The 20834-nt window shown below is 37.6% G+C and carries 16 protein-coding genes and 2 pseudogenes; 17 read left to right on the plus strand and 1 reads right to left on the minus strand.

Annotation, left to right across the window (positions count from 1 at the left end):
- Nucleotides 1-330 precede the first annotated feature (330 nt).
- The 17 genes and pseudogenes from dnaA to qoxD all read left to right on the plus strand — a co-directional run bounded on the left by dnaA (nt 331) and on the right by qoxD (nt 19526).
- Nucleotides 331-1680: a chromosomal replication initiator protein DnaA gene (gene dnaA / locus LFLEISCH_RS05770; protein ID WP_007474100.1), complete on the plus strand. Its 1350-nt coding sequence runs from the start codon at nt 331-333 to the stop codon at nt 1678-1680.
- A 190-nt stretch (nt 1681-1870) separates the two neighbouring features.
- Nucleotides 1871-3016, plus strand: a complete 1146-nt coding sequence (dnaN, locus tag LFLEISCH_RS05775; RefSeq protein ID WP_007474103.1) for a DNA polymerase III subunit beta — start codon at nt 1871-1873, stop codon at nt 3014-3016.
- 52 nt (nt 3017-3068) lie between these two features.
- Nucleotides 3069-4421: an MATE family efflux transporter gene (locus LFLEISCH_RS05780; protein ID WP_007474105.1), complete on the plus strand. Its 1353-nt coding sequence runs from the start codon at nt 3069-3071 to the stop codon at nt 4419-4421.
- A gap of 221 nt (nt 4422-4642) precedes the next feature.
- A complete protein-coding gene (locus tag LFLEISCH_RS05785; protein ID WP_373852515.1) occupies nt 4643-4807 on the plus strand; it encodes an RNA-binding S4 domain-containing protein in 165 nt (54 codons plus the stop codon).
- 12 nt (nt 4808-4819) lie between these two features.
- Nucleotides 4820-5926 carry a DNA replication/repair protein RecF gene (recF, locus tag LFLEISCH_RS05790; RefSeq protein ID WP_007474109.1) on the plus strand — a complete coding sequence of 369 codons (1107 nt, stop codon included), beginning with the start codon at nt 4820-4822 and terminating at the stop codon, nt 5924-5926.
- Between the two features lie 49 nt (nt 5927-5975).
- Nucleotides 5976-7914 (plus strand): annotated as a pseudogene (gene gyrB / locus LFLEISCH_RS05795) (DNA topoisomerase (ATP-hydrolyzing) subunit B).
- Between the two features lie 61 nt (nt 7915-7975).
- The gene (gyrA, locus tag LFLEISCH_RS05800; RefSeq protein ID WP_007474111.1) at nt 7976-10495 is read left to right on the plus strand and encodes a DNA gyrase subunit A; all 2520 of its coding nucleotides are present in this window, start codon (nt 7976-7978) and stop codon (nt 10493-10495) included.
- Between the two features lie 141 nt (nt 10496-10636).
- Complete coding sequence (locus tag LFLEISCH_RS05805; protein ID WP_007474114.1) at nt 10637-10891, plus strand: hypothetical protein; 255 nt, start codon at nt 10637-10639, stop codon at nt 10889-10891.
- On the plus strand, nt 10888-12240 hold the full coding sequence (locus LFLEISCH_RS05810) for a tripartite tricarboxylate transporter permease (protein WP_007474116.1): 1353 nt from the start codon (nt 10888-10890) through the stop codon (nt 12238-12240). The genes LFLEISCH_RS05805 and LFLEISCH_RS05810 overlap by 4 nt, the downstream gene beginning before the upstream one ends.
- 21 nt (nt 12241-12261) lie before the next feature.
- Nucleotides 12262-12804 (plus strand): GHMP family kinase ATP-binding protein, encoded by a 543-nt coding sequence (locus LFLEISCH_RS15850; RefSeq protein ID WP_241432880.1) that lies wholly within the window; start codon nt 12262-12264, stop codon nt 12802-12804.
- Nucleotides 12776-13231 (plus strand): mevalonate kinase family protein, encoded by a 456-nt coding sequence (locus LFLEISCH_RS15855; RefSeq protein WP_241432881.1) that lies wholly within the window; start codon nt 12776-12778, stop codon nt 13229-13231. The genes LFLEISCH_RS15850 and LFLEISCH_RS15855 overlap by 29 nt, the downstream gene beginning before the upstream one ends.
- Entirely contained in the window at nt 13188-14156 is a 969-nt protein-coding gene (gene mvaD, locus LFLEISCH_RS05820) for a diphosphomevalonate decarboxylase (RefSeq protein ID WP_007474118.1), read from the plus strand. The genes LFLEISCH_RS15855 and mvaD overlap by 44 nt, the downstream gene beginning before the upstream one ends.
- Nucleotides 14149-15219 carry a phosphomevalonate kinase gene (locus LFLEISCH_RS05825; protein ID WP_007474120.1) on the plus strand — a complete coding sequence of 357 codons (1071 nt, stop codon included), beginning with the start codon at nt 14149-14151 and terminating at the stop codon, nt 15217-15219. Before mvaD ends, LFLEISCH_RS05825 begins: the two co-directional genes overlap by 8 nt.
- Before the next feature lie 271 nt (nt 15220-15490).
- Nucleotides 15491-16595 (plus strand): annotated as a pseudogene (qoxA, locus tag LFLEISCH_RS05830) (cytochrome aa3 quinol oxidase subunit II).
- Between the two features lie 18 nt (nt 16596-16613).
- Nucleotides 16614-18593, plus strand: a complete 1980-nt coding sequence (qoxB, locus tag LFLEISCH_RS05835) for a cytochrome aa3 quinol oxidase subunit I (protein ID WP_007474125.1) — start codon at nt 16614-16616, stop codon at nt 18591-18593.
- Nucleotides 18581-19192, plus strand: a complete 612-nt coding sequence (qoxC, locus tag LFLEISCH_RS05840; protein WP_007474127.1) for a cytochrome aa3 quinol oxidase subunit III — start codon at nt 18581-18583, stop codon at nt 19190-19192. The genes qoxB and qoxC overlap by 13 nt, the downstream gene beginning before the upstream one ends.
- 1 nt (nt 19193) lies before the next feature.
- Nucleotides 19194-19526 carry a cytochrome aa3 quinol oxidase subunit IV gene (gene qoxD, locus LFLEISCH_RS05845; RefSeq protein WP_007474129.1) on the plus strand — a complete coding sequence of 111 codons (333 nt, stop codon included), beginning with the start codon at nt 19194-19196 and terminating at the stop codon, nt 19524-19526.
- Nucleotides 19527-19881: 355 nt separating this feature from the next.
- On the opposite strand, the gene LFLEISCH_RS05850 is transcribed toward qoxD, so the two are convergent.
- Entirely contained in the window at nt 19882-20739 is an 858-nt protein-coding gene (locus LFLEISCH_RS05850; RefSeq protein WP_007474131.1) for a helix-turn-helix domain-containing protein, read from the minus strand.
- Between the last annotated feature and the right edge of the window lie 95 nt (nt 20740-20834).

Genomic DNA, 20834 nt, shown 5'->3' on the forward strand with positions numbered 1-20834 from the left:
TGGATTAATTATTTTTTTGTTAAAATTTATACAGAGAACTACTTAACAAGTTATACACAATTACATATGCTGTGGAAAACTTTTTTTAACAAGTGCATAAGTTTGGGGATAAAATTTGAAAGTCCTTGCTATTCAAGCTTTTTTTTGATAATATATCATGTGTTGAAGAGAAAATAAATTGGGGAAAACTAAACTTATCCACAACTTTATTTAATATTGTGGATATTTTTTAAACAGGGTTGGGATATCTTTATCCACCGTTTTTTTATCTTGTGGATAAGTTCAACCTAAACTTTTTATTTTTATAAATATCGTAGAGGGGGGAGTTTTTTGCAATCTATTGAAGATATTTGGTCTGATGTGCTACAAATTGTCCAAAAAAATATGAGTAAACCTAGTTATGATACATGGATGAAGTCGACAACAGCGCATTCGTTAGAAAATAATACCTTCATTATTTCAGCTCCTAATAATTTTGTACGTGATTGGCTTGAAAAAAGTTATACACAATTCATTGCGAATATTTTACAAGATGTCACAGGTACACTATTTGAGATTCGTTTTATTGACGGGGAACAAGATGAAAATTTTGATTATAAACCTATTCCACCTAATCAAATTGCTTTAGATGAGAGTGATCCTGACAATACAAAACATATGTTAAATCCAAGATATATTTTTGATACTTTCGTTATTGGTTCTGGAAATCGTTTTGCTCACGCAGCTTCTCTTGCTGTAGCTGAAGCACCTGCAAAAGCATATAATCCATTATTTATATACGGCGGTGTTGGTTTAGGAAAAACTCACCTTATGCATGCAGTAGGACATTATGTGCAACAGCACAAAGAAAACGCCAATGTCATGTACTTATCAAGTGAAAAATTCACAAATGAATTTATTAGTTCTATTCGGGATAATAAAACCGAAGAATTTCGGACAAAATACCGTAATGTAGACGTGTTACTCATTGATGATATCCAATTTTTAGCAGGGAAAGAAGGAACTCAAGAAGAGTTTTTCCATACATTTAACACACTTTATGATGAGCAAAAACAAATTATTATTTCAAGTGATCGCCCACCAAAAGAAATCCCAACATTAGAAGACCGCTTACGCTCTCGTTTTGAGTGGGGACTCATTACAGACATTACCCCACCGGATCTTGAAACCCGTATTGCCATTTTAAGAAAAAAAGCAAAAGCGGATGGACTTGATATTCCAAATGAAGTGATGCTCTATATTGCGAATCAAATTGATTCCAATATTAGAGAACTTGAAGGAGCACTTATTCGCGTTGTAGCCTATTCTTCCCTAGTGAATAAAGACATTACAGCTGGTCTTGCCGCTGAGGCTTTAAAAGATATTATCCCTAACTCCAAATCAACTGTGATTACAATCAGTAGAATCCAAGAAGTTGTGGGCGAATATTTTCATGTGAAACTAGAAGACTTTAAAGCGAAAAAAAGAACAAAAAGTATCGCGTTTCCTAGACAAATCGCAATGTATCTTTCACGCGAGCTTACAGATGCCTCACTTCCAAAAATAGGCGATGAATTCGGTGGTCGTGATCATACAACCGTTATTCATGCGCACGAAAAAATTTCACAGCTTTTAAAAAGTGATCAGTCACTTAAAAATGATATTAATGAAATTGAAAAAAACTTACGTAAAAACGTATAAAAAGATAATTGACTGATGTGAATATGTGGACAACTGAAACTTACTTATCAACATCTTATCAACATGTGGAAAACTTTCTAGAAACATGCCTTTTTATACTTATCCACATATTCACAGTGCCTATTACTATTACTACGATTTTTTATTAATTAATTAAAGCTTTTTCAAAAAATGATGATGGGGGATTTTTATGAAATTTGTTATTAGACGTGACCGTTTAGTTCAAGCTGTAAATGAAGTAACACGGGCCATTACCTCAAGAACAACTATTCCAATTTTAACGGGAATCAAAATGATGGTAAATGATGAGGGCGTTACTTTAACAGGTAGTGATTCTGATATTTCAATCGAAGCCTTTATTCCACTTATTGAAAATGATGAAGTGGTTGTAGAAGTAGAATCATTTGGTGGTATTGTGCTTCAATCAAAATATTTTGGAGACATTGTACGACGTTTACCTGATGAAAATGTAGAAATTGAAGTAACAACAAACAATCAAACGACGATTCGTTCCGGTCAAGCCTTTTTTACACTTAATGGTTTAGATGTGCTAGAGTACCCTAAACTGCCAGAAGTATCGGATGGTAAAAAAATTCGCATTCCAATTAATGTACTTAAAAATATTATTCGTCAAACCGTTTTTGCGGTTTCTGCTATTGAAGTTAGACCTGTACTTACAGGGGTTAATTGGATTATTAAAAATAATACGTTAACTGCGGTTGCGACAGATAGTCACCGACTTGCGTTACGCGAAATTCCACTTGAATCTGAAATTAATGAAGAATATAATATTGTAATTCCAGGGAAAAGTTTAGCGGAATTAAATAAAATTTTAGATGATGCGACTGAATCCATCGAAATGGTATTAGCCAATAATCAAATTTTATTTAAATTAAAAGATTTACTGTTTTATTCCAGACTTTTAGAAGGCAGTTATCCTGATACGTCTCGCTTAATTCCAACTGACACAAAATCTGAGCTTGTGATTAATGCAAAAGCTTTCTTACAAGCGATTGATCGGGCTTCCTTACTTGCACGAGAAAATCGAAATAATGTGATAAAGTTAACCACACTTGAAAATGGGCAAGTGGAAGTTTCTTCTAACTCTCCAGAAATTGGAAATGTTTCTGAAAAACTATTTAGCCAAAGTTTCACAGGTGAAGAACTAAAAATTTCGTTTAATGGTAAATATATGATGGATGCACTGCGCGCTTTCGAAGGTGATGATATCCAAGTTTCTTTTGCTGGAACCATGCGGCCTTTTGTTATTCGACCAAAAGATGCAGCCAATCCAAATGAAATTTTACAATTGATTACACCTGTTCGTACGTATTAATTATAAACCCACCTATTTTGGTGGGTTTTCTTATTGATGAGGTGTTTACGTTTTGATAAAAGACATGACAAAAGGAAATCCTACCAAATTAATTTTTTATTTTGCAATGCCAATGCTCTTAGGAAATTTAGTACAACAACTTTACATTATGATTGATGCAGTAATTGTTGGAAAATTTGTGAGTGTTGATGCACTGGCCGCTGTAGGTTCAACTGGTGCCATTAATTTTTTTATGATTTCTCTTATTATCGGCTTAATGAGTGGAATTGCAGTCGTAGTTGCCCAGTACTTTGGATTCCAAGATTACAATAAATTAAAAGATGTAATTGCAACCGCTTCAATTGCCGTTTTTGTAACAGGCATTATTTTCACCATTTTAGGTTTGGTCTTAGCTAAACCATTACTCATACTACTTCGCACACCTGAAAATATTATGGATGATGCAACTGTTTTTTTAACCACCCTATTTATCGGAATTTTACCGATGAGCCTATACAATGGTGTTTCCGCGATTTTAAGAGCGCTTGGAAACTCAATTACACCACTACTCTTTCTCATTTTTTCATCCCTGATGAATATCGTTTTAGATTTTGTTTTTGTTGTCTGGATGAACTACGGCGTGCAAGGTGCAGCATGGGCAACCGTTCTTTCACAAGTTATCGCGGCCATGCTTTGCTTGTATTATGGCTATAAACATGTACCTTACATGCGAATAGAACGCCAAAGATTTAAAATACATAAACCACTTTTGAAGGAAATGATTCGTATTGGTTTGCCTTCAGGGCTTCAAGGTGCTTTCATCTCCATCGGGAATATGGCCATTCAAAGTTTAATTAACGGCTTTGGGGCAACAGTCGTAGCTGCCTATACCGCTGCCAGCCGAATTGACTCCCTCACCTATCAACCAGGAATAGCTTTTGGCGCAGCCTCTTCCACATTTGCCGCACAAAACGTTGGAGCAGGAAAGTTAGATCGTGTTAAAAAAGGGTTTTGGTCGGGCATTAAAGTTGTCACCATAACAAGTTTGATTATTACAATTATCGTTCAGCTTTTCGCTAAACAATTTTTGCTTCTTTTTGTAGACGGAAAAGAAAAAGAAGTTATTGAAATTGGAATGGGCTATTTGCTTATCGTTTCTCTGTTTTACGTGGTCGTTGGCATCTTATTTGTTGTTCGAGAAACACTCCGCGGGACAGGTGATGCTCTTGTGCCACTCATGATGGGTATTTTTGAACTCGTTTCGAGACTTGTTATTGGCTTTGCTCTTTCTAAAATCATGGGATATCAAGGTTTATGGTGGGCTACTCCGGTTGCATGGGTAACAGCTACGGCACTTGGACTTTGGCGCTACAAATCGGGTGCTTGGCAAAGAAAAGCAGTTATACGAAAAAACAATGAAAGCTAAAAAACGTCACAGAAGGCGTTTTTTTTAGTTTTTTAATAAATAATATCCCCCCACTAGAAATAGTAAAAAAAGCTATAATTGGGTTATATGAAAATAAACTTTGTAATTATGTCTAAAGTTTAGTAAAATAGAAGGTAGAGATAAAAAAGATTGGGTGTGAAAAATTGGCTAATGTAATAACGATTGACCGTGAATTTGTGACACTCGGGCAACTGCTGCAAATGCTTGATGTTGTAAGCACTGGTGGGATGGCGAAAGCGTTCTTAAGCGAACATCCGATATATGTGAACGGCGAGCAGGATAATAGACGTGGGAGAAAACTGAGAAATGGTGATGTCGTACTCATTCCTGGAAAAGGAAAAGTAAAAATTGAACAGGCATCTTAATGGTGTAAAAACATGCATTTAGAAAATATTGTTTTACGAAATTTTCGGAATTACGAAGAGTTATCACTCGATTTCGCCCCTACTGTCAATGTTTTTCTTGGTGAAAATGCGCAAGGGAAAACCAATTTGCTTGAGGCCATTTTAATTTTAGCTTTAGCGAAATCACACCGAACCACGAATGATAAAGATTTTATTGAATGGAATAAAGATGCGGCAAAAATTGAAGGTCGAATTATGAAGCATGGTCAAAGCGTACCACTCGAACTTACAATTTCTAGTAAAGGTAAAAAGGCAAAAGTAAATCATTTGGAGCAAAAAAAATTGAGCCAATATGTGGGAAATTTAAATGTGGTCATGTTTGCGCCTGAAGATTTATCGCTTGTAAAAGGCGCGCCTAACGTTCGTCGCCGATTTTTAAATATGGAAATTGGACAAATGCAACCTGTTTATTTACACGATTTAAGTGTATACCAGCGAATTTTACACCAGCGAAATCAATTTTTAAAACGTGCTCAAATAAAGAAAAGTTATGATACAGTGATGCTTGATATTTTGACGGAGCAATTTGCGGAAGTGGCGGTTCGCCTCACTGAACGGCGTGATGCGTTTATTAGAAAATTGGAAAGTTATGCAGCACCTATTCATCATGATATTTCAAGAGGACTTGAAACGCTAGAAATTTTGTATCAACCTTCCGTTACGCTAGCTCAAGAAGGAGATTCCATCCAAGCTTTAATCGAAAAAATGAAAACGATTCGGCAGAGAGAAATCGACCGAGGTGTAACACTTATTGGACCACATCGGGATGATTCTCTATTTTATGTTAATGGGCAAAATGTACAAGTATTCGGCTCTCAAGGGCAACAACGAACAACGGCGCTATCTATTAAGCTTGCTGAAATTGATTTAATTCATGAGGAAACAAATGAATACCCTTTGCTCCTTCTGGATGATGTTTTAAGTGAACTGGATGACTTTAGACAGTCACATTTGCTTAATGCGATTGAAGGAAAGGTACAAACTTTTGTTACGACGACGAGTGTTAGTGGGATTAATCACGATACTTTAACGAAAGCCAAAACGTATATGGTGGAACAAGGTCATATAAAGAAATCCTAATTTAAGGTTGATATAATTTTAGAAATAAAGAAAGTGCGGTGGAACTTAAATGTCAGAAGAAAATATTTCAAACGTACAAGAAAATGCATCCGATTATAGTGATGATCAGATTCAGGTTTTAGAAGGTCTAGAAGCTGTTAGAAAACGTCCAGGTATGTATATCGGTTCAACAAGTCAGCGCGGCTTACACCATCTTGTATGGGAAATTGTAGATAATGCAATTGACGAAGCACTTGCTGGATTTTGTACAGAAATCGAAATTACGATTGAACATGATAACAGTATTACAGTACAAGATAATGGTCGTGGGATTCCAACTGGGATTAATGAAAAAGTTGGTCGTCCTACAGTAGAGGTTATTTTTACGGTACTTCATGCTGGTGGTAAATTTGGCGGCGGCGGATATAAAGTTTCAGGTGGTCTACATGGTGTTGGTGCATCTGTTGTTAATGCCCTTTCAACAAGTCTAGAAGTTTCAGTTCATCGTGATGGTGAAAAATTCTATCAACGTTTTGAACGTGGTAATGTGGTCATGGATATGGAGAATCAAGGAGAAACGGATTATCGTGGAACAATTGTTCACTTTACACCAGACCCAGAAATTTTTACGGAAACAGTAGAGTTTGATTATGATACACTTCGTACACGTACGCGCGAATTAGCCTTTTTAAACCGTGGATTAAAAATTTCTATTGAAGATAAGCGTGCTGATCATGAAACAAAAAATGAATATCATTATGAAGGCGGAATAAAATCCTATGTGGAACATTTAAACCGTGCAAAAGAAGTTATTCACGAGGAACCTATCTATATTGAAGGTGAACGTGACGGGATTATGGTTGAAGTTTCGATGCAATACAATACAGGATTTTCAAGCTCCATCATATCCTTTGCCAATAATATTCACACGTATGAAGGTGGAACACATGAATCAGGCTTTAAAACCGCATTAAACACGTGTGATTAATGATTATGCAAGACGAAATAAGCTGTTTAAAGAGAGCGACGAAAACCTATCTGGTGAGGATGTCCGCGAAGGTCTTACTGCAATTATTTCTGTTAAACATCCAGATCCACAATTTGAAGGGCAAACAAAAACAAAATTAGGAAACTCTGAAGCTCGTTCAATTACCGATAAACTGTTTTCAGAAGCACTTAATAAATTTATGATGGAAAACCCAGATGTGAGTAAAAAAATGGTTGAAAAAGGCGTCATGGCTGCGAGAGCAAGATTAGCTGCTAAACGTGCTCGTGAAGTAGCCCGTAAGAAAAGTGGACTTGAAATTTCAAGCTTACCTGGTAAACTAGCGGACTGTTCTTCTAGAAATCCTGAAATTAGCGAACTTTATATCGTTGAGGGAGACTCTGCTGGTGGATCGGCAAAACAAGGACGTGACCGTTTATTCCAAGCTATTTTACCAATTCGTGGGAAAATATTGAACGTGGAAAAAGCCCGTTTAGATAAGATTTTAGCGAACGAAGAAATTCGAACTATTTTCACAGCAATGGGTACAGGTTTTGGTGGTGACTTTGATGTATCAAAATCAAGATATCATAAACTCATCATTATGACGGATGCCGATGTGGATGGTGCGCATATTCGTACGCTCCTACTCACATTATTTTACCGTTATATGCGCCCGCTTGTTGATGCCGGTTATATTTATATCGCTCAACCCCCTCTTTTCCAAATTAAACACGGGAAACAAGTGGAGTATGTATATTCCGATAAACAACTAGAGAATTACCTAGCAGATTTAGACGGCGAAAAATATAGCATTCAGCGTTATAAAGGTCTTGGAGAAATGAATCCAGAGCAACTTTGGGAAACAACTATGAATCCGGAAAATCGAACATTGCTACAAGTAAGTATAAATGATGCGATTGATGCCGATGAAACATTTGAAATGTTGATGGGTGACCGAGTGGAGCCAAGACGTAAATTTATTGAAGAGAATGCACAGTACGTTAAAAATCTAGATATTTAAATTATTTCCCGGGAAATAATTGGAATATGCTTGACAAACGGAAAGGGAGGTTTCGCTTAAAATGGCAGAAACACCAAATCAAAGAATAACTGAAGTGAATCTAAATAAAGAAATGCGGACATCATTCCTCGATTATGCTATGAGTGTTATCGTGGCACGTGCACTTCCAGATGTTCGTGATGGTTTAAAACCCGTTCATCGTCGTATTTTATATGCGATGAACGACTTAGGGATGACTTCTGATAAGGCTTATAAAAAATCCGCACGTATTGTCGGCGAAGTAATTGGTAAATATCATCCTCATGGTGATACAGCTGTTTATTTCACAATGGTTCGTATGGCGCAAGATTTTAGTTATCGTAACATGCTAGTAGACGGTCACGGAAACTTTGGATCAGTCGATGGTGATATGGCTGCGGCTATGCGTTACACAGAAGCAAGAATGTCTAAAATTTCAATGGAACTTTTAAGAGATATTAATAAGGACACAATTGATTATGTAGATAATTATGACGGATCTGAAAAAGAACCAGTCATTTTACCTGCTCGTTTCCCTAACTTGTTAGTGAATGGTTCTTCGGGTATTGCTGTAGGGATGGCAACGAATATTCCTACTCACCACCTTGGTGAGGTTATTGACGGAGTTCTAGCGCTTAGTCACGATCCAGAAATTACAATTCGTGATTTAATGGAACATATTCCAGGACCTGACTTCCCTACTGCTGGTATGATTATGGGACGTAGTGGTATTCGTCGTGCTTATGAAACAGGCCGTGGATCCATAACTGTTCGTGCACGCGTTGATATTGAAACCAAAACAAATGGTAAAGAAACAATTGTAATTACAGAACTACCTTACCAAGTAAATAAAGCTCGTTTGATTGAACGAATTGCTGAATTAGCGCGTGAAAAGAAAATTGACGGAATTACAGATTTAAATGATGAATCAGACCGTTCTGGTATGCGAATTGTTATTGAAGTCCGTCGTGATATTAGTGCAAGCGTAATCGTGAATAATCTTTATAAAATGACGGCACTTCAAACAACATTTGGTATTAACATGCTTGCTTTAGTTAATAATCATCCAAAAGTTTTAAATTTGAAAGAGATTTTATATCACTATTTAGAACATCAAAAGGTTGTCATTCGACGTCGTACGGAATTTGAACTTCGTAAAGCAGAAGCACGTGCCCACATTTTGGAAGGTTTGCGTATAGCGCTCGACAATATTGATGCCGTGATTCAACTTATTCGTAGTTCAAAAACTACTGAGGCGGCTAAAGAAGGTTTAATGACACAATTTAGTCTTTCAGATAAACAAGCACAAGCTATCTTGGATATGCGTTTGCAACGTTTAACTGGTTTAGAACGTGAAAAAATTGAAGAAGAATATCAAAATCTAATTGCGTTAATTACAGATTTAAAAGCTATTTTAGCGGATGAAGAACGTATTTTAGAAATTATTCGTGAAGAATTAGAAGAAATTAAATTGAAATATGCGGATAAACGCCGTACAGAAATTTTAACGGGAGACCTTGTTAGTATTGAAGACGAGGATTTAATCCCAGAAGAAGAAGTTGCGGTGACTTTAACGAAACGTGGTTATATCAAACGATTACCACTTTCAACGTATAGAAGTCAGCGTCGTGGTGGTCGTGGTGTTCAAGGTATGTCGACACATGAAGATGATTTTGTAGAACATCTTGTCGCTACAAGTACGCATGACACCCTACTTTTCTTTACTAATACAGGGAAAGTTTATCGTGCAAAAGGCTATGAAATTCCAGAGTACGGACGCACAGCAAAAGGAATTCCAATCATCAATTTACTCGGAATTGAAAGTCAAGAACAAGTCAATGCTGTAATTAATTTAAGTGAGTTTACTGATGACAGCTATTTATTCTTTACGACGAAACATGGTGTTGTAAAACGAACGACACTTTCACAATTTGCGAAGATTCGTCAAAGCGGGTTGCGTGCGGTTGAACTTCGTGAAAATGATGAATTGATTTCTGTTCAAATGACGGATGGCCATAAAAATATGATTATTGCTACAAAAGACGGTCAATCCATTTACTTCCCAGAAGATAATATTCGTGTAATGGGTCGAACCGCAGCCGGAGTTCGTGGTATTCGTCTTCGTTCTGATGATGAAGTTATTGGTATGGAAATTCTTGAAGATGATGAAAAAGTTCTTGTGGTAACGGAAAATGGTTACGGAAAACAAACAGCTGCTGAACAGTATCCACTTCGTAATCGTGGTGGTATGGGTGTGAAGACGGTTTCTATTACTGAGAAAAATGGACGTCTCGTCGCAATGAAAACAGTCACTGGTGAGGAAGATATTATGCTAATGACAGTTAGCGGTGTACTCATTCGTTTTGAAGTTGATACAGTTTCTCAAACAGGACGTAGCGCTATGGGAGTGAAATTAATTCGCCTAGATGAGGATGAAAAAGTAGCCACAGTAGCTAAAGTTCCAAAAGAAGATGAAGAAGAAGAGCTAGAAGATGACCCGCAAGTATTAAAAACGGAAGTTCCAGATGAGAGCTTTGAAGAGGGTCCAAGCGACGATTTATAAAAGTGGTAAGTTCCAAGTAAGTTTAACTTACTTGGAACTTTTTTTTTTGCAGATATTGAAAAAAAATTGATAAATGATTATGATTATCAGTAGCAGTTTGAAAACCTCAATTGCAATTTATTTTGGAAAGCAGGAAAAAGAATGACTAAAAAGAAAGAAGAAGCTCAAAATGTTGAAATTTGGGCAGATCTTGTTCATATAAAAGATTTAATTATCGCCATACTTATTTGCGTTATTTTTACAATGGGTGGTTATTTTATCGCACCTAATAAAGCTCCAATGCCCTTATTTTTTGGCTTAGGTGGAGCAATTATAGGGTTTATTATTTCAAGTATTATCATTAAACCCAAGCGCATTTTAAAAGAAATCGATGAAACGGAGGAAAATCAAAAATGACTATTCAACTCGTCATCGAAATGATTTTAGCTTCCGTTTTAGCCGCTGGTATTTATACAATTATTGGGATTGCTCCTGGAACTGATGAAACAGCCGTTTTAGCACCTGTGACACTTGCCCTCGTTCTATTAGGCGTTTCTCCGATGGTTGTGCTCGCTTTTTTTGTGTCGGCTGTCGTAACACTAAATTTAACAGATGCGGTCCCTGTGGCCGTTGCAGGGACTCCAGGCGGCGTTATGGCCTCGCCTATGGTTCCATATGGATTAACATTAAAAAAAGCAGGACAGTCTGTCATAGGAATTCGAAAAATGGCGTCAGGTGCCGCTATCGGAACCATTATTGCGGTGCCCGTTAGTTTAGCCCTTGCCACACTACTCGCTCCACTCTCCGAAGTCATTACAAAATATGCAGCGCCCGTCTTCTTTGTCGGGGCCATCTTCTTAGCACTTATGAGTAAAAATAAAATACTCTCGATTTTAGCTATCTTACCCTTCGGTTTGTTAATTGAAGGACTACGTTATTTGTACTGGGGAATTGGCGCCATCCCAGAAGAAAAAACGATTACGATTTCTTTTTTTCTTGGAATTACCATTGGGCCAATGATTTTTAGCATCCTATCCTTACTTAACAAAGATTATCGTAGTACGCTCAAAAAACATTCAAAAAGGGAAATTACGATTGCAAACGTTGGCAAACAAAAAGGATTTCCTAATCCATTTAAAGTGTTAACGAAACAAGAATCATGGGCCACCATTGGGACTTCACTTGCTGGATGTTTTACCTTTTTTATGAGTCCAGTTGGCATGACTGTTTTGTTTGGAGAAGGCGTTGTAAGTCGTGTAAAGGATCCCATTAAAAAGGCTAAAATTGCGTTAGCGAGTATGGAAGGCCTTGCCCATTCTACTTACTTAGCTGGACTTTTAATTCCGTTAATTGCACTTGGAGTGCCCCTTTCTCCTGTTGCAATTGGACCAGCAAATCCGCTATTTAACGCCCCGCCTGTTTTTACCTTAGATAAAAATATGCACCATCTTTTATCAATGTCAGAATTTACTGCAGCGACAATTATCGGTTCTGTAGTGGGACTTGGACTAACATATTATGTTATCATGAAGTATTCCCAACAAATTTGTCGTTTTGTATTCAAGTACATCCCACATGAAGCCATTTTAGGTTTATTTATCGCACTTGTGATGATGTTAAGTTACATGGATGGCGGTTTTATAAATATGGCGGGAGTTTTACTTGTAGCAATTGTTTCAGGAGCTTTAAGCCGACTTGGAATAAATTTTGGCGTGCTCTTTATGACGCTTTACGCAGCGCCGTGGATTGTTACAACATTATTTTAATGTAGGAAGGAATGGAGCCGATTGGCGACTGGAAGTGCTACAGCAAAATTAATTTTATGCGGTGAACACGCTGTTGTTTACGGGGAACCGGCAATATCAGTCCCTTTTACACAAGCGGTCATTCAAACAGAAGTTATCCAAACAGAAAAAGAAACAAAATTTTCATCTGCTTTTTATACAGGTGGATTAAAAAATATGCCCGATTTTCTAGAGGGAATCAAACAAATGGTGGTTTCGATTTTGACTAAACTTGGCGATGCCCCCGTTTTAATTCGCGTTTTAAGTGAAGTGCCGATTGGCCGAGGACTCGGTTCAAGTGCAGCCGTATCGACAAGCATTGCTCGCGCTTTATACGCTTATTTCGGAAAAACCATTTCCAATGACGAATTACTCGAACTTGTGAATCGTTCTGAAAAAATTGCTCATGGCAATCCGAGCGGCGTCGATGCAGTCACAGTGGTCACCGGCAAGCCAATTTGGTTTGAAAAAAATAAAACATTAGAGCCGCTTCATTTTAAAAAAGAAAATTTATTTAGTGGTTGCAGATACAGGAATACCAAGTGAAACGCGTTCAGCCGTAAGCGATGTGGGGAGGCTACTAAAAGAAAATCCAAATAAATATCGCCCACTTATCACAGAACTCGGAAATATTTCCCGGGAAATAAGAACGCAACTTGAAACTAATCCGGATTTAAAATTGATTGGTGCAGAAATGAATAAAGCTCAAAATCTTTTAGAACAGTTAACAGTTAGCGACACAAGTCTTGAAAAGCTAATTCGTGTTGCTTTAGAAAACGGAGCTCTAGGTGCAAAACTAACAGGTGGCGGCAGAGGTGGTTGTATGGTTTCGTTAGTCGCTGATTCAAGTCAAGCTGAAAAAGTCGCCGAAGCCTTACAAATTGCAGGTGCTGCCGAAGCTTGGATTTTTACGATTGGAGAAGGTAATCATGAAAGCAACAGCGATAGCTCACACGAATATAGCACTCATTAAATATTGGGGAAAACGCGATGAAAATCTAATTTTACCAGCCAATAGCAGCCTATCAATCACTTTGGATAAATTTTATACGGAGACGTCTGTGGAATGGATGGAAGACGCGAAAAATGACTTATTTAGCTTAAACGGCCAAATTAAACAAGACGCTAAAGTTGCGCAGTTTTTAAAAATATTGCGTGCTGAATTAGACATCCCTTATTTTGCAAAAATTGATTCGGTTAATCATGTACCTACTGCCGCCGGACTCGCCTCATCCGCATCTGCTTTTGCGGCACTCGCAGTAGCGGGTTCTGCTGCTTTAGGTCGTCAAGATGACTTGGCCAATTTGTCGCGGCTTGCAAGACGTGGATCAGGTTCCGCTGCTCGGTCGCTATTTGGTGGACTTTCCATTTGGGAAAAAGGCTCGCGTTTAGATGGTCTAGATTCTTATGCAGTACCATTTAATAGCCCCTTAACTGAAAAAATGGCGGTTGTGGTGGCGGTTGTTTCGGATGCCGAAAAAGCCGTTTCAAGTCGTGATGGTATGAAATCCACCGTTTTAACTTCCCCATTCTTTCATGAATGGATTCAAACGGCGGAAGAAGATTTGCGCAACATTAAAAGCGCGTTTTTATCCGGAAAGTTTGTAGAAGTTGGCGAGATTTTAGAACATAATGCGATGAAAATGCATGCAACAACGCTTGGAGCGAAGCCACCGTTTACGTATTTTAGCCCGGCGTCACTTACAGTCATGGATGAAGTTCGCAAGCTTCGTGATGAAGGAATTCCCGCTTATTTTACGATGGATGCGGGACCAAATGTGAAGATTATTTGTTTGCGTGAAAATGAAAAAATGGTTTCTAGTCGAATGCAAAAATTAGTTAAAGATGTGTATATTTGTCACGCTGGTGAGGGAGCAAAGGTGATTCAAGTTGACTAAAATTCAAGTGAAGGTTCCAGGTAAACTTTATATTGCGGGTGAATACGCAGTTGTTGAATCAGGACATACTGCCATTTTGACAGCTGTAGATCGTTATATCACACTCACAATTGAAGATGCCCCAAAAAATGAGTTGATTATTCCCCACTATGATGACGCGATTTCATGGCCGCTCGGGGGGGAATTAAAAGCGGAAGGTGAACATTTTGATTTTACCGCGCTAGCGATTAATACAGCGACCGCCTATTTAAAAATTCGTAAAATTGCCCTTTCGCCGATTAAAATAACCATTGAAACGGAATTAGTAAATGACGATGGTATAAAATTTGGTTTAGGTTCAAGTGCTGCTGTTACAACGGCAATGATAACTGGCATCATGGAAAAATTTGCGCCTGACACCGATTTGCTCACCAAATTTAAAATGGCCGCTCTTTCCCACCTGGTTGTTCAAGGAAACGGATCTTGTGGGGATATTGCTTCGTGTTTATACGGCGGCTTAATTGCGTATACCACTTTTGATCAGGAATGGGTTAAAATGCATTTGCCGATTAAATCACTAGCCTGGTTTTTGGCGAATCCTTGGCCAAAATTAAAAATTAAAAAATTACCTAACTTTAAAATGCCATTTTTAGTGGGTTGGACGGGTAATCCGGTTAGCACAGGTCGTTTAGTTGCGGAAATCCAACTTTTCAAGGAAGAACAGCCTGAAAAATATGCTAAGTTTCTAGTTCAATCAGAAAAAGCGGTTCAAAAGTTTTTATTAGGCATGAGTGAGCAAAATGAGAAAGCTATATTTGCGGCACTCTTAGAAAATCGTAAAATTTTACGAGAATTAGGTCGAAATGCTGGTGTAGATATTGAAACGGAATTATTATCCAAACTAGCTGATGTGTCTGAAAGCTATTCGGGCGTAGGGAAATCTTCTGGTTCAGGTGGAGGCGATTGCGGGATTGCGCTTATCCCAAATCAAGAGTTAGCAGACAAAGTAGTGACTAAATGGGCTGAAGTAGGTATAAAGCCCCTGCCGTTTCAAATTGGAGAAATTCAAATTAAAAATGTGTAATTAATAGACTTGTTTTAGGGTATGGCCTATTAACAGGTCTATTTTTTATAGTTTGTGAAAAAAATCATATGCCTAGTTTTTGAACAAACAAGAAAAATCAGCTATAATGGAATGCGAGTATGAACATAGTGTTTTTGAAATGCTTTAAAAGTTTGTGATAAATGTCGAATATACAACTTAAAAGGGATTTCTAAACGGTTTTTTTAGAAGTTGTATTTTTGCGCAAAATACACACAAAACATACACATCAAAAGGAAAAGAGGGGATTCGGGTGTCGAAGTTACTAAAATCATTCCTACTAACGATAATAGTCGCTACTGTTGGCGTACTAGGCGGTTGTGGTGATTTAACAGTACTAGATCCAAAAGGGCCTGTAGCAAAAGGTCAAAGCGATTTGATTTTGTATTCTATTATTTTTATGCTTATTATCGTTTTGACAATTTTTTGTCTTGTTCACCATTATTCTATTTAAGTATCGTGAACGCAAAAACCCAAAAAATTATGAACCGGATATGCATGGTAGCAGAAAACTGGAAATTTTATGGACATTAATTCCAGTTGTTATTGTTATTGCACTTGCTATTCCGACTGTAAAAACAATTTATGCCGGTGAAGAAGCACCGAAAGTGACTTCTCACAAAGACCCTGTCGTTATTTATGCGACAAGTGTTGACTGGAAATGGCTTTTCAGTTACCCAGAAGAAAGTATCGAAACTGTAAACTATGTACATATTCCAACTGATCGTCCAGTTTTATTTAAACTGACATCTGTTGATACGATGACGAGCTTTTGGGTACCACAACTTGGTGGTCAAAAATATGCCATGACAGGCATGACAATGAATCTTTACCTGCAAGCAGATGAAGCGGGAACTTTTAAAGGACGCAATTCTAACTTTAACGGTGAAGGTTTCCACGAGCAACGTTTTAATGTTATCGCACAATCAGAAGACGATTTTGCAGCTTGGACTAAAAAAGCTCAAAAATCACCGAAGCTAACGCAAGATGTTTACGACAAGCTTTTAATTCCAGGTGGTTCGAAAGAAAAAACATTCTCTGGTACGCATTACGATTTTGTTGATCCGGCAGCAGATCCAGAATATGTTTTCTATGCGTATAAACGTTATGGCTTTGAATTAACGAATCCGCATAATCCAAATGTAAAAGTGGATGTTTCAGATAAGCCATTATTACCGGCTCGTCCTGTAACAGTTACAAATCCACAATTTGAACGTCATAATATGGATCCAATGATTATTAAAAATGGTTCTGGTTACCATTCTGACAAACATTATGATGACGAAATGAAGAAAATGGAAGATGATATTCAAACAAACGAGTTCAATAAAAAAGAATCGGATGACGCGGGCGAATAAAAAAGGGGGCTTTTGAACATGAAATGGAATGAGTTTATCATCACTGGCGACCCTCTGATTTTAGGTGCACAGGTTTCAATTGCACTCGTCAGCATCGGGATTGTCGTGTTACTCACGTATACAAAAAAATGGAAATGGCTCTTTAGAGAGTGGATTTCATCTGTAGATCATAAACGAATCGGAATTATGTATCTATTAGCAGCAGTACTAATGTTCTTCCGGGGCGGCGTCGATGCGCTTATGATGCGTACACAACTTGCCTTACCAGGTATGGAATTTTTAGATGCGCAGCATTACAATGAAGTTTTCACTACACACGGTACCATCATGATTTTATTTATGGCAATGCCGTTTGTTATTGGTCTTATGAATATTGCTGTACCGCTTCAAATTGGAGCACGGGACGTAGCGTTTCCGTTCCTTAATAATTTAAGTTTCTGGACCTTCTTTATGGGGGCAATGCTCTTTAACTTATCATTTGTTATTGGTGGTTCACCTGACGCTGGTTGGACAAACTATGCACCACTAGCTGAAGAATTTAGTGCCGGTTACGGTATAAATTTCTATTTACTCGGGGTGCAAATTGCGGGTATTGGTACGCTAATGACGGGTATTAATTTCTTCGTCACGATTATGCGAATGCGAACAAAAGGCATGACGCTGATGAAAATGCCAATGTTTACTTGGACGATTTTAATCACAAGTTTGATTATTATCTTTGCTTTCCCAGTTTTAACGGTAGCTTTAGCACTAATGTCCTTTGACCGTTTATTCGGGACAGCCTTCTTTACACTGGCGAACGGCGGGCTTCCAATGATGTGGGCCAACCTATTTTGGGTTTGGGGACATCCGGAAGTTTACATTGTTATTTTGCCGGCATTCGGGATATTTTCAGAAGTCATTTCAACTTTTGCACGTAAGAAATTATTCGGTTATCCAGCGATGGTCGCAGCTGTTGTTGTTATTTCGATATTGAGTTTCCTTGTTTGGGTCCATCACTTCTTCACAATGGGCTCAGGAGCGCTTGTTAACTCGTTCTTCTCGATTACAACAATGATGATTGCAATTCCAACGGGGATTAAAATCTTTAACTGGCTCTTTACGATGTACAAAGGTCAAATTCGTTTTGATACACCGATGCTTTGGTCACTAGCCTTTATCCCAAACTTTGTAATTGGCGGTGTAACTGGGGTTATGTTGGCGATGGCGGCAGCGGATTATCAGTACCATAATACATACTTCTTAGTTTCTCACTTCCACTATGTATTAATCGCGGGTACGGTATTCTCTTGTTTTGCTGGTTTGATTTATTGGTATCCAAAAATGGTTGGGTACAGACTAAACGAGAAAATTGGGAAATGGTTCTTCTGGGTTTTCGTAGTAGGATTTAATGTTTGTTTCTTCCCACAATATTTCTTAGGTCTTGATGGTATGCCTCGTCGTCTTTACACGTATGTACAAGGTGATGGCTGGACAACTTTAAACTTTATTTCAACAATTGGGGCGTTCCTCATGGGGGCTGCATTCCTGATTCTTTGTTGGAACATTGTTTATAGCTATAAAAATTCTAAACGTGAAGTTACAGGTGATCCGTGGGACGGACGTACGCTTGAATGGGCGACTAGCTCTGCGGTTCCACCGAAATATAATTTTGCGATTTTACCTGAATGGAATGATCTTGACGGTTTCTACAAAATGAAACAAGAAGGAAAATCTTATTTAGATGATAAAAATTATAAGCCGATTCATATGCCAAGTAATACAATGCTAGGTTTTAACATGGCTGTGTTCTTCTTTATTGCGGCATTTGGTCTGGTATTTTACTGGTACTGGATTGGAATCCTTGGAGGATTAGGCGTTCTCGGATGTATGGTCTATCGTTCTTTCCAAAAAGACGATGGTTATCATGTTGAAGTGGACGAAATTATTGCAACGGAAGAACATAATGCACGCGAACGCGAAACGGGCATAAAGGAGGGTAACCCATGGAATCTGTAAAAACGAATTCTTCGCTTCCATTAGAATATCAATCGGAGCAAGGTAGACTGAACATCTTAGGTTTCTGGATTTTCCTTGGTGCCGAGATTGCGCTGTTTGCGACGCTCTTTGCAACGTATTTTGTAATGATGAAAGCTGGTTCTAATGCAGGGCATCCACCAGCTGAAATGTTTGAGCTACACCTCGTTTTAATCATGACGTTCTTGCTCCTTACAAGTAGTTTCACTTGTGGTTTAGCGATTGGAGAAATGCGTAAGGGTAATACCAAAATGTTGATGGTTTATTCGATTATTACACTTCTTCTAGGTGCAGGCTTCGTAGGTTTTGAAATCTATGAGTTTGCTCACTATGTGATGGAAGGCGTAACGATGAAAGTTGGTTCTTACTGGTCAGCATTCTTCGTCTTACTTGGTACTCACGGTGCCCACGTAACAATCGGTTTGTTTTGGATTTCCTTTATTTTAATTCAAATAAAAATGCGCGGTTTGACGCCACGTGCAGCATCAAAAGTGTTTATTTCAAGCCTTTATTGGCATTTCCTTGATGTTGTCTGGATTTTCATCTTCACGGGTGTCTACCTGTTAGGGATGGTGAACTAAAATGGCGGAAAATAAAAATACAAATAGCGCACATGTAGAAGCGGGTGTTCCGTGGAAACATATCATTGGTTTTATTTTATCCATCATCCTTACGCTCGTAGCAGTTTGGGTAGCACTTTACTCAACACTCGACTACAGCGTGAAAGTGGTCATTATCTTCATCTTTGCATTCATTCAAGCAGCCTTACAACTGCTTATGTTCATGCATATGACGGAAGGTCGTGACGGCAAAATTCAAGTCGGCAACATTCTCTTCGCAGCTTTCATTGCGATTGTCGTTGTTCTCGGCTCTTATTGGGTCATGGAAATCGGCCATATGAATCATTTGATGTAAAAAATAAAGAACCATAGATTCCAAACTTTTAATTGGAAAATATGGTTCTTTTTTTGTTGAAAAAATTAATATTGCTAAACAAAAATGATTTTAATTAGTTAAAAATCACCTTAAATGATAAAAAATTACTTTTTACCTAAATTGACAATTAATTCGTAGCTTGCCAGAATAATTTTAAATCAATGTAAAAATTCAGTTTCAATTATCAGAAAAATACATAAAAATAAGGAGTGAAAGTATGATTGAAAATATAACGGCCTTCATACCCATTACAATGGTTGTCATAATGGTCATTCTCATCATTGGAATTGTTTGGCTATTAAAAAAGAAAACGAAAAACTAAAGAAGTATCTTTTTATGCATATTCGCATATTTTTCGCCAATTTTGCTTTTCATATCCTAGCTTTTCTGTTAGCGACGGATCAATATGTTCAGATAAATCAATGGCAGCGTTCATTCGCTTCATCCCAATTTTTTTTCGATCTAAGTGCATAAAAATTTGCCCAGAACGAAAAATTAATAGAACAAGTTGATACGTATTTTGCTGCGACTTACAGCATTCAATCCCTAAATTAACGTATAGAATAGCTTGCTTAGGTTGGTTTAAAAATAAGTATGTCATACATAAATTGTGATAAATATTAGGCATTAAGCGATTTTGTTTTTCATGTGAAGTCGCCTGGTTCAGCTGATTCAAACAAGCATTTAATGTTGCTAAAGTTAAAACCTCTTCATTTTGTTTCGCATAAATTTTTGCCAAATAACTTTTTATAAGCGTCGTAAATAATTTCTCCCCTTTTTGATTTTCGGCTTGGGATAAATAAATTTGCGCCGCTTTTTCATTTTGTTTATAAACCAATTCAGAAACCCCCAGAAAAAAATTATAATAGTGAGTTTCATGATACGCCTCAAACAATGAAAAATTCTTTTTATGTAAAAGCGTGTAAATCGTTTCAAAATCATTTTGTCTGTATAAAGAAAAAAGTTCTGTCTTTAACTTTGAAAATGGCGAGGAGAATTCCTCTTTGTGAAGCAATTCGTCCAAAGTAATCCCCAATTTTTGACAAAGATGAAAGATGACAAAAACACTTGGATTTTCAATTCCTTTTTCAATGCGACTTAGTAAGCTTTGGGAGCATATTCCGTCAGCGAGTTGTTTTTGTGTCCAGTCCCTGTTGCGCCGCAGTTGCCGAATAGCCTTTCCGAATTCCATTATGATTCCCCCTAAATTCAATGAAATATGCAAATATTCATTTGATTGTTTTCCTACTGTTTTTTAGTATAAAGCTTGAAGAGAAAAATCACAAT

Origin of the sequence: Listeria fleischmannii subsp. fleischmannii LU2006-1 (assembly GCF_000344175.1) — a bacterium.
Taxonomy (GTDB): domain Bacteria; phylum Bacillota; class Bacilli; order Lactobacillales; family Listeriaceae; genus Listeria; species Listeria fleischmannii.

Coding starts and splice junctions, on each gene's coding strand:
- mvaD (WP_007474118.1), top strand. CDS start 13,188: ATGAAAGCAACAGCGATAGCTCACACGAATATAGCACTCATTAAATAT.
- qoxD (WP_007474129.1), top strand. CDS start 19,194: ATGGCGGAAAATAAAAATACAAATAGCGCACATGTAGAAGCGGGTGTT.
- LFLEISCH_RS05850 (WP_007474131.1), bottom strand. CDS start 20,739: ATGGAATTCGGAAAGGCTATTCGGCAACTGCGGCGCAACAGGGACTGG.
- LFLEISCH_RS05810 (WP_007474116.1), top strand. CDS start 10,888: ATGACTATTCAACTCGTCATCGAAATGATTTTAGCTTCCGTTTTAGCC.
- gyrA (WP_007474111.1), top strand. CDS start 7,976: ATGGCAGAAACACCAAATCAAAGAATAACTGAAGTGAATCTAAATAAA.
- qoxC (WP_007474127.1), top strand. CDS start 18,581: ATGGAATCTGTAAAAACGAATTCTTCGCTTCCATTAGAATATCAATCG.
- LFLEISCH_RS05805 (WP_007474114.1), top strand. CDS start 10,637: ATGACTAAAAAGAAAGAAGAAGCTCAAAATGTTGAAATTTGGGCAGAT.
- LFLEISCH_RS05785 (WP_373852515.1), top strand. CDS start 4,643: ATGCTTGATGTTGTAAGCACTGGTGGGATGGCGAAAGCGTTCTTAAGC.
- recF (WP_007474109.1), top strand. CDS start 4,820: ATGCATTTAGAAAATATTGTTTTACGAAATTTTCGGAATTACGAAGAG.
- dnaN (WP_007474103.1), top strand. CDS start 1,871: ATGAAATTTGTTATTAGACGTGACCGTTTAGTTCAAGCTGTAAATGAA.
- qoxB (WP_007474125.1), top strand. CDS start 16,614: ATGAAATGGAATGAGTTTATCATCACTGGCGACCCTCTGATTTTAGGT.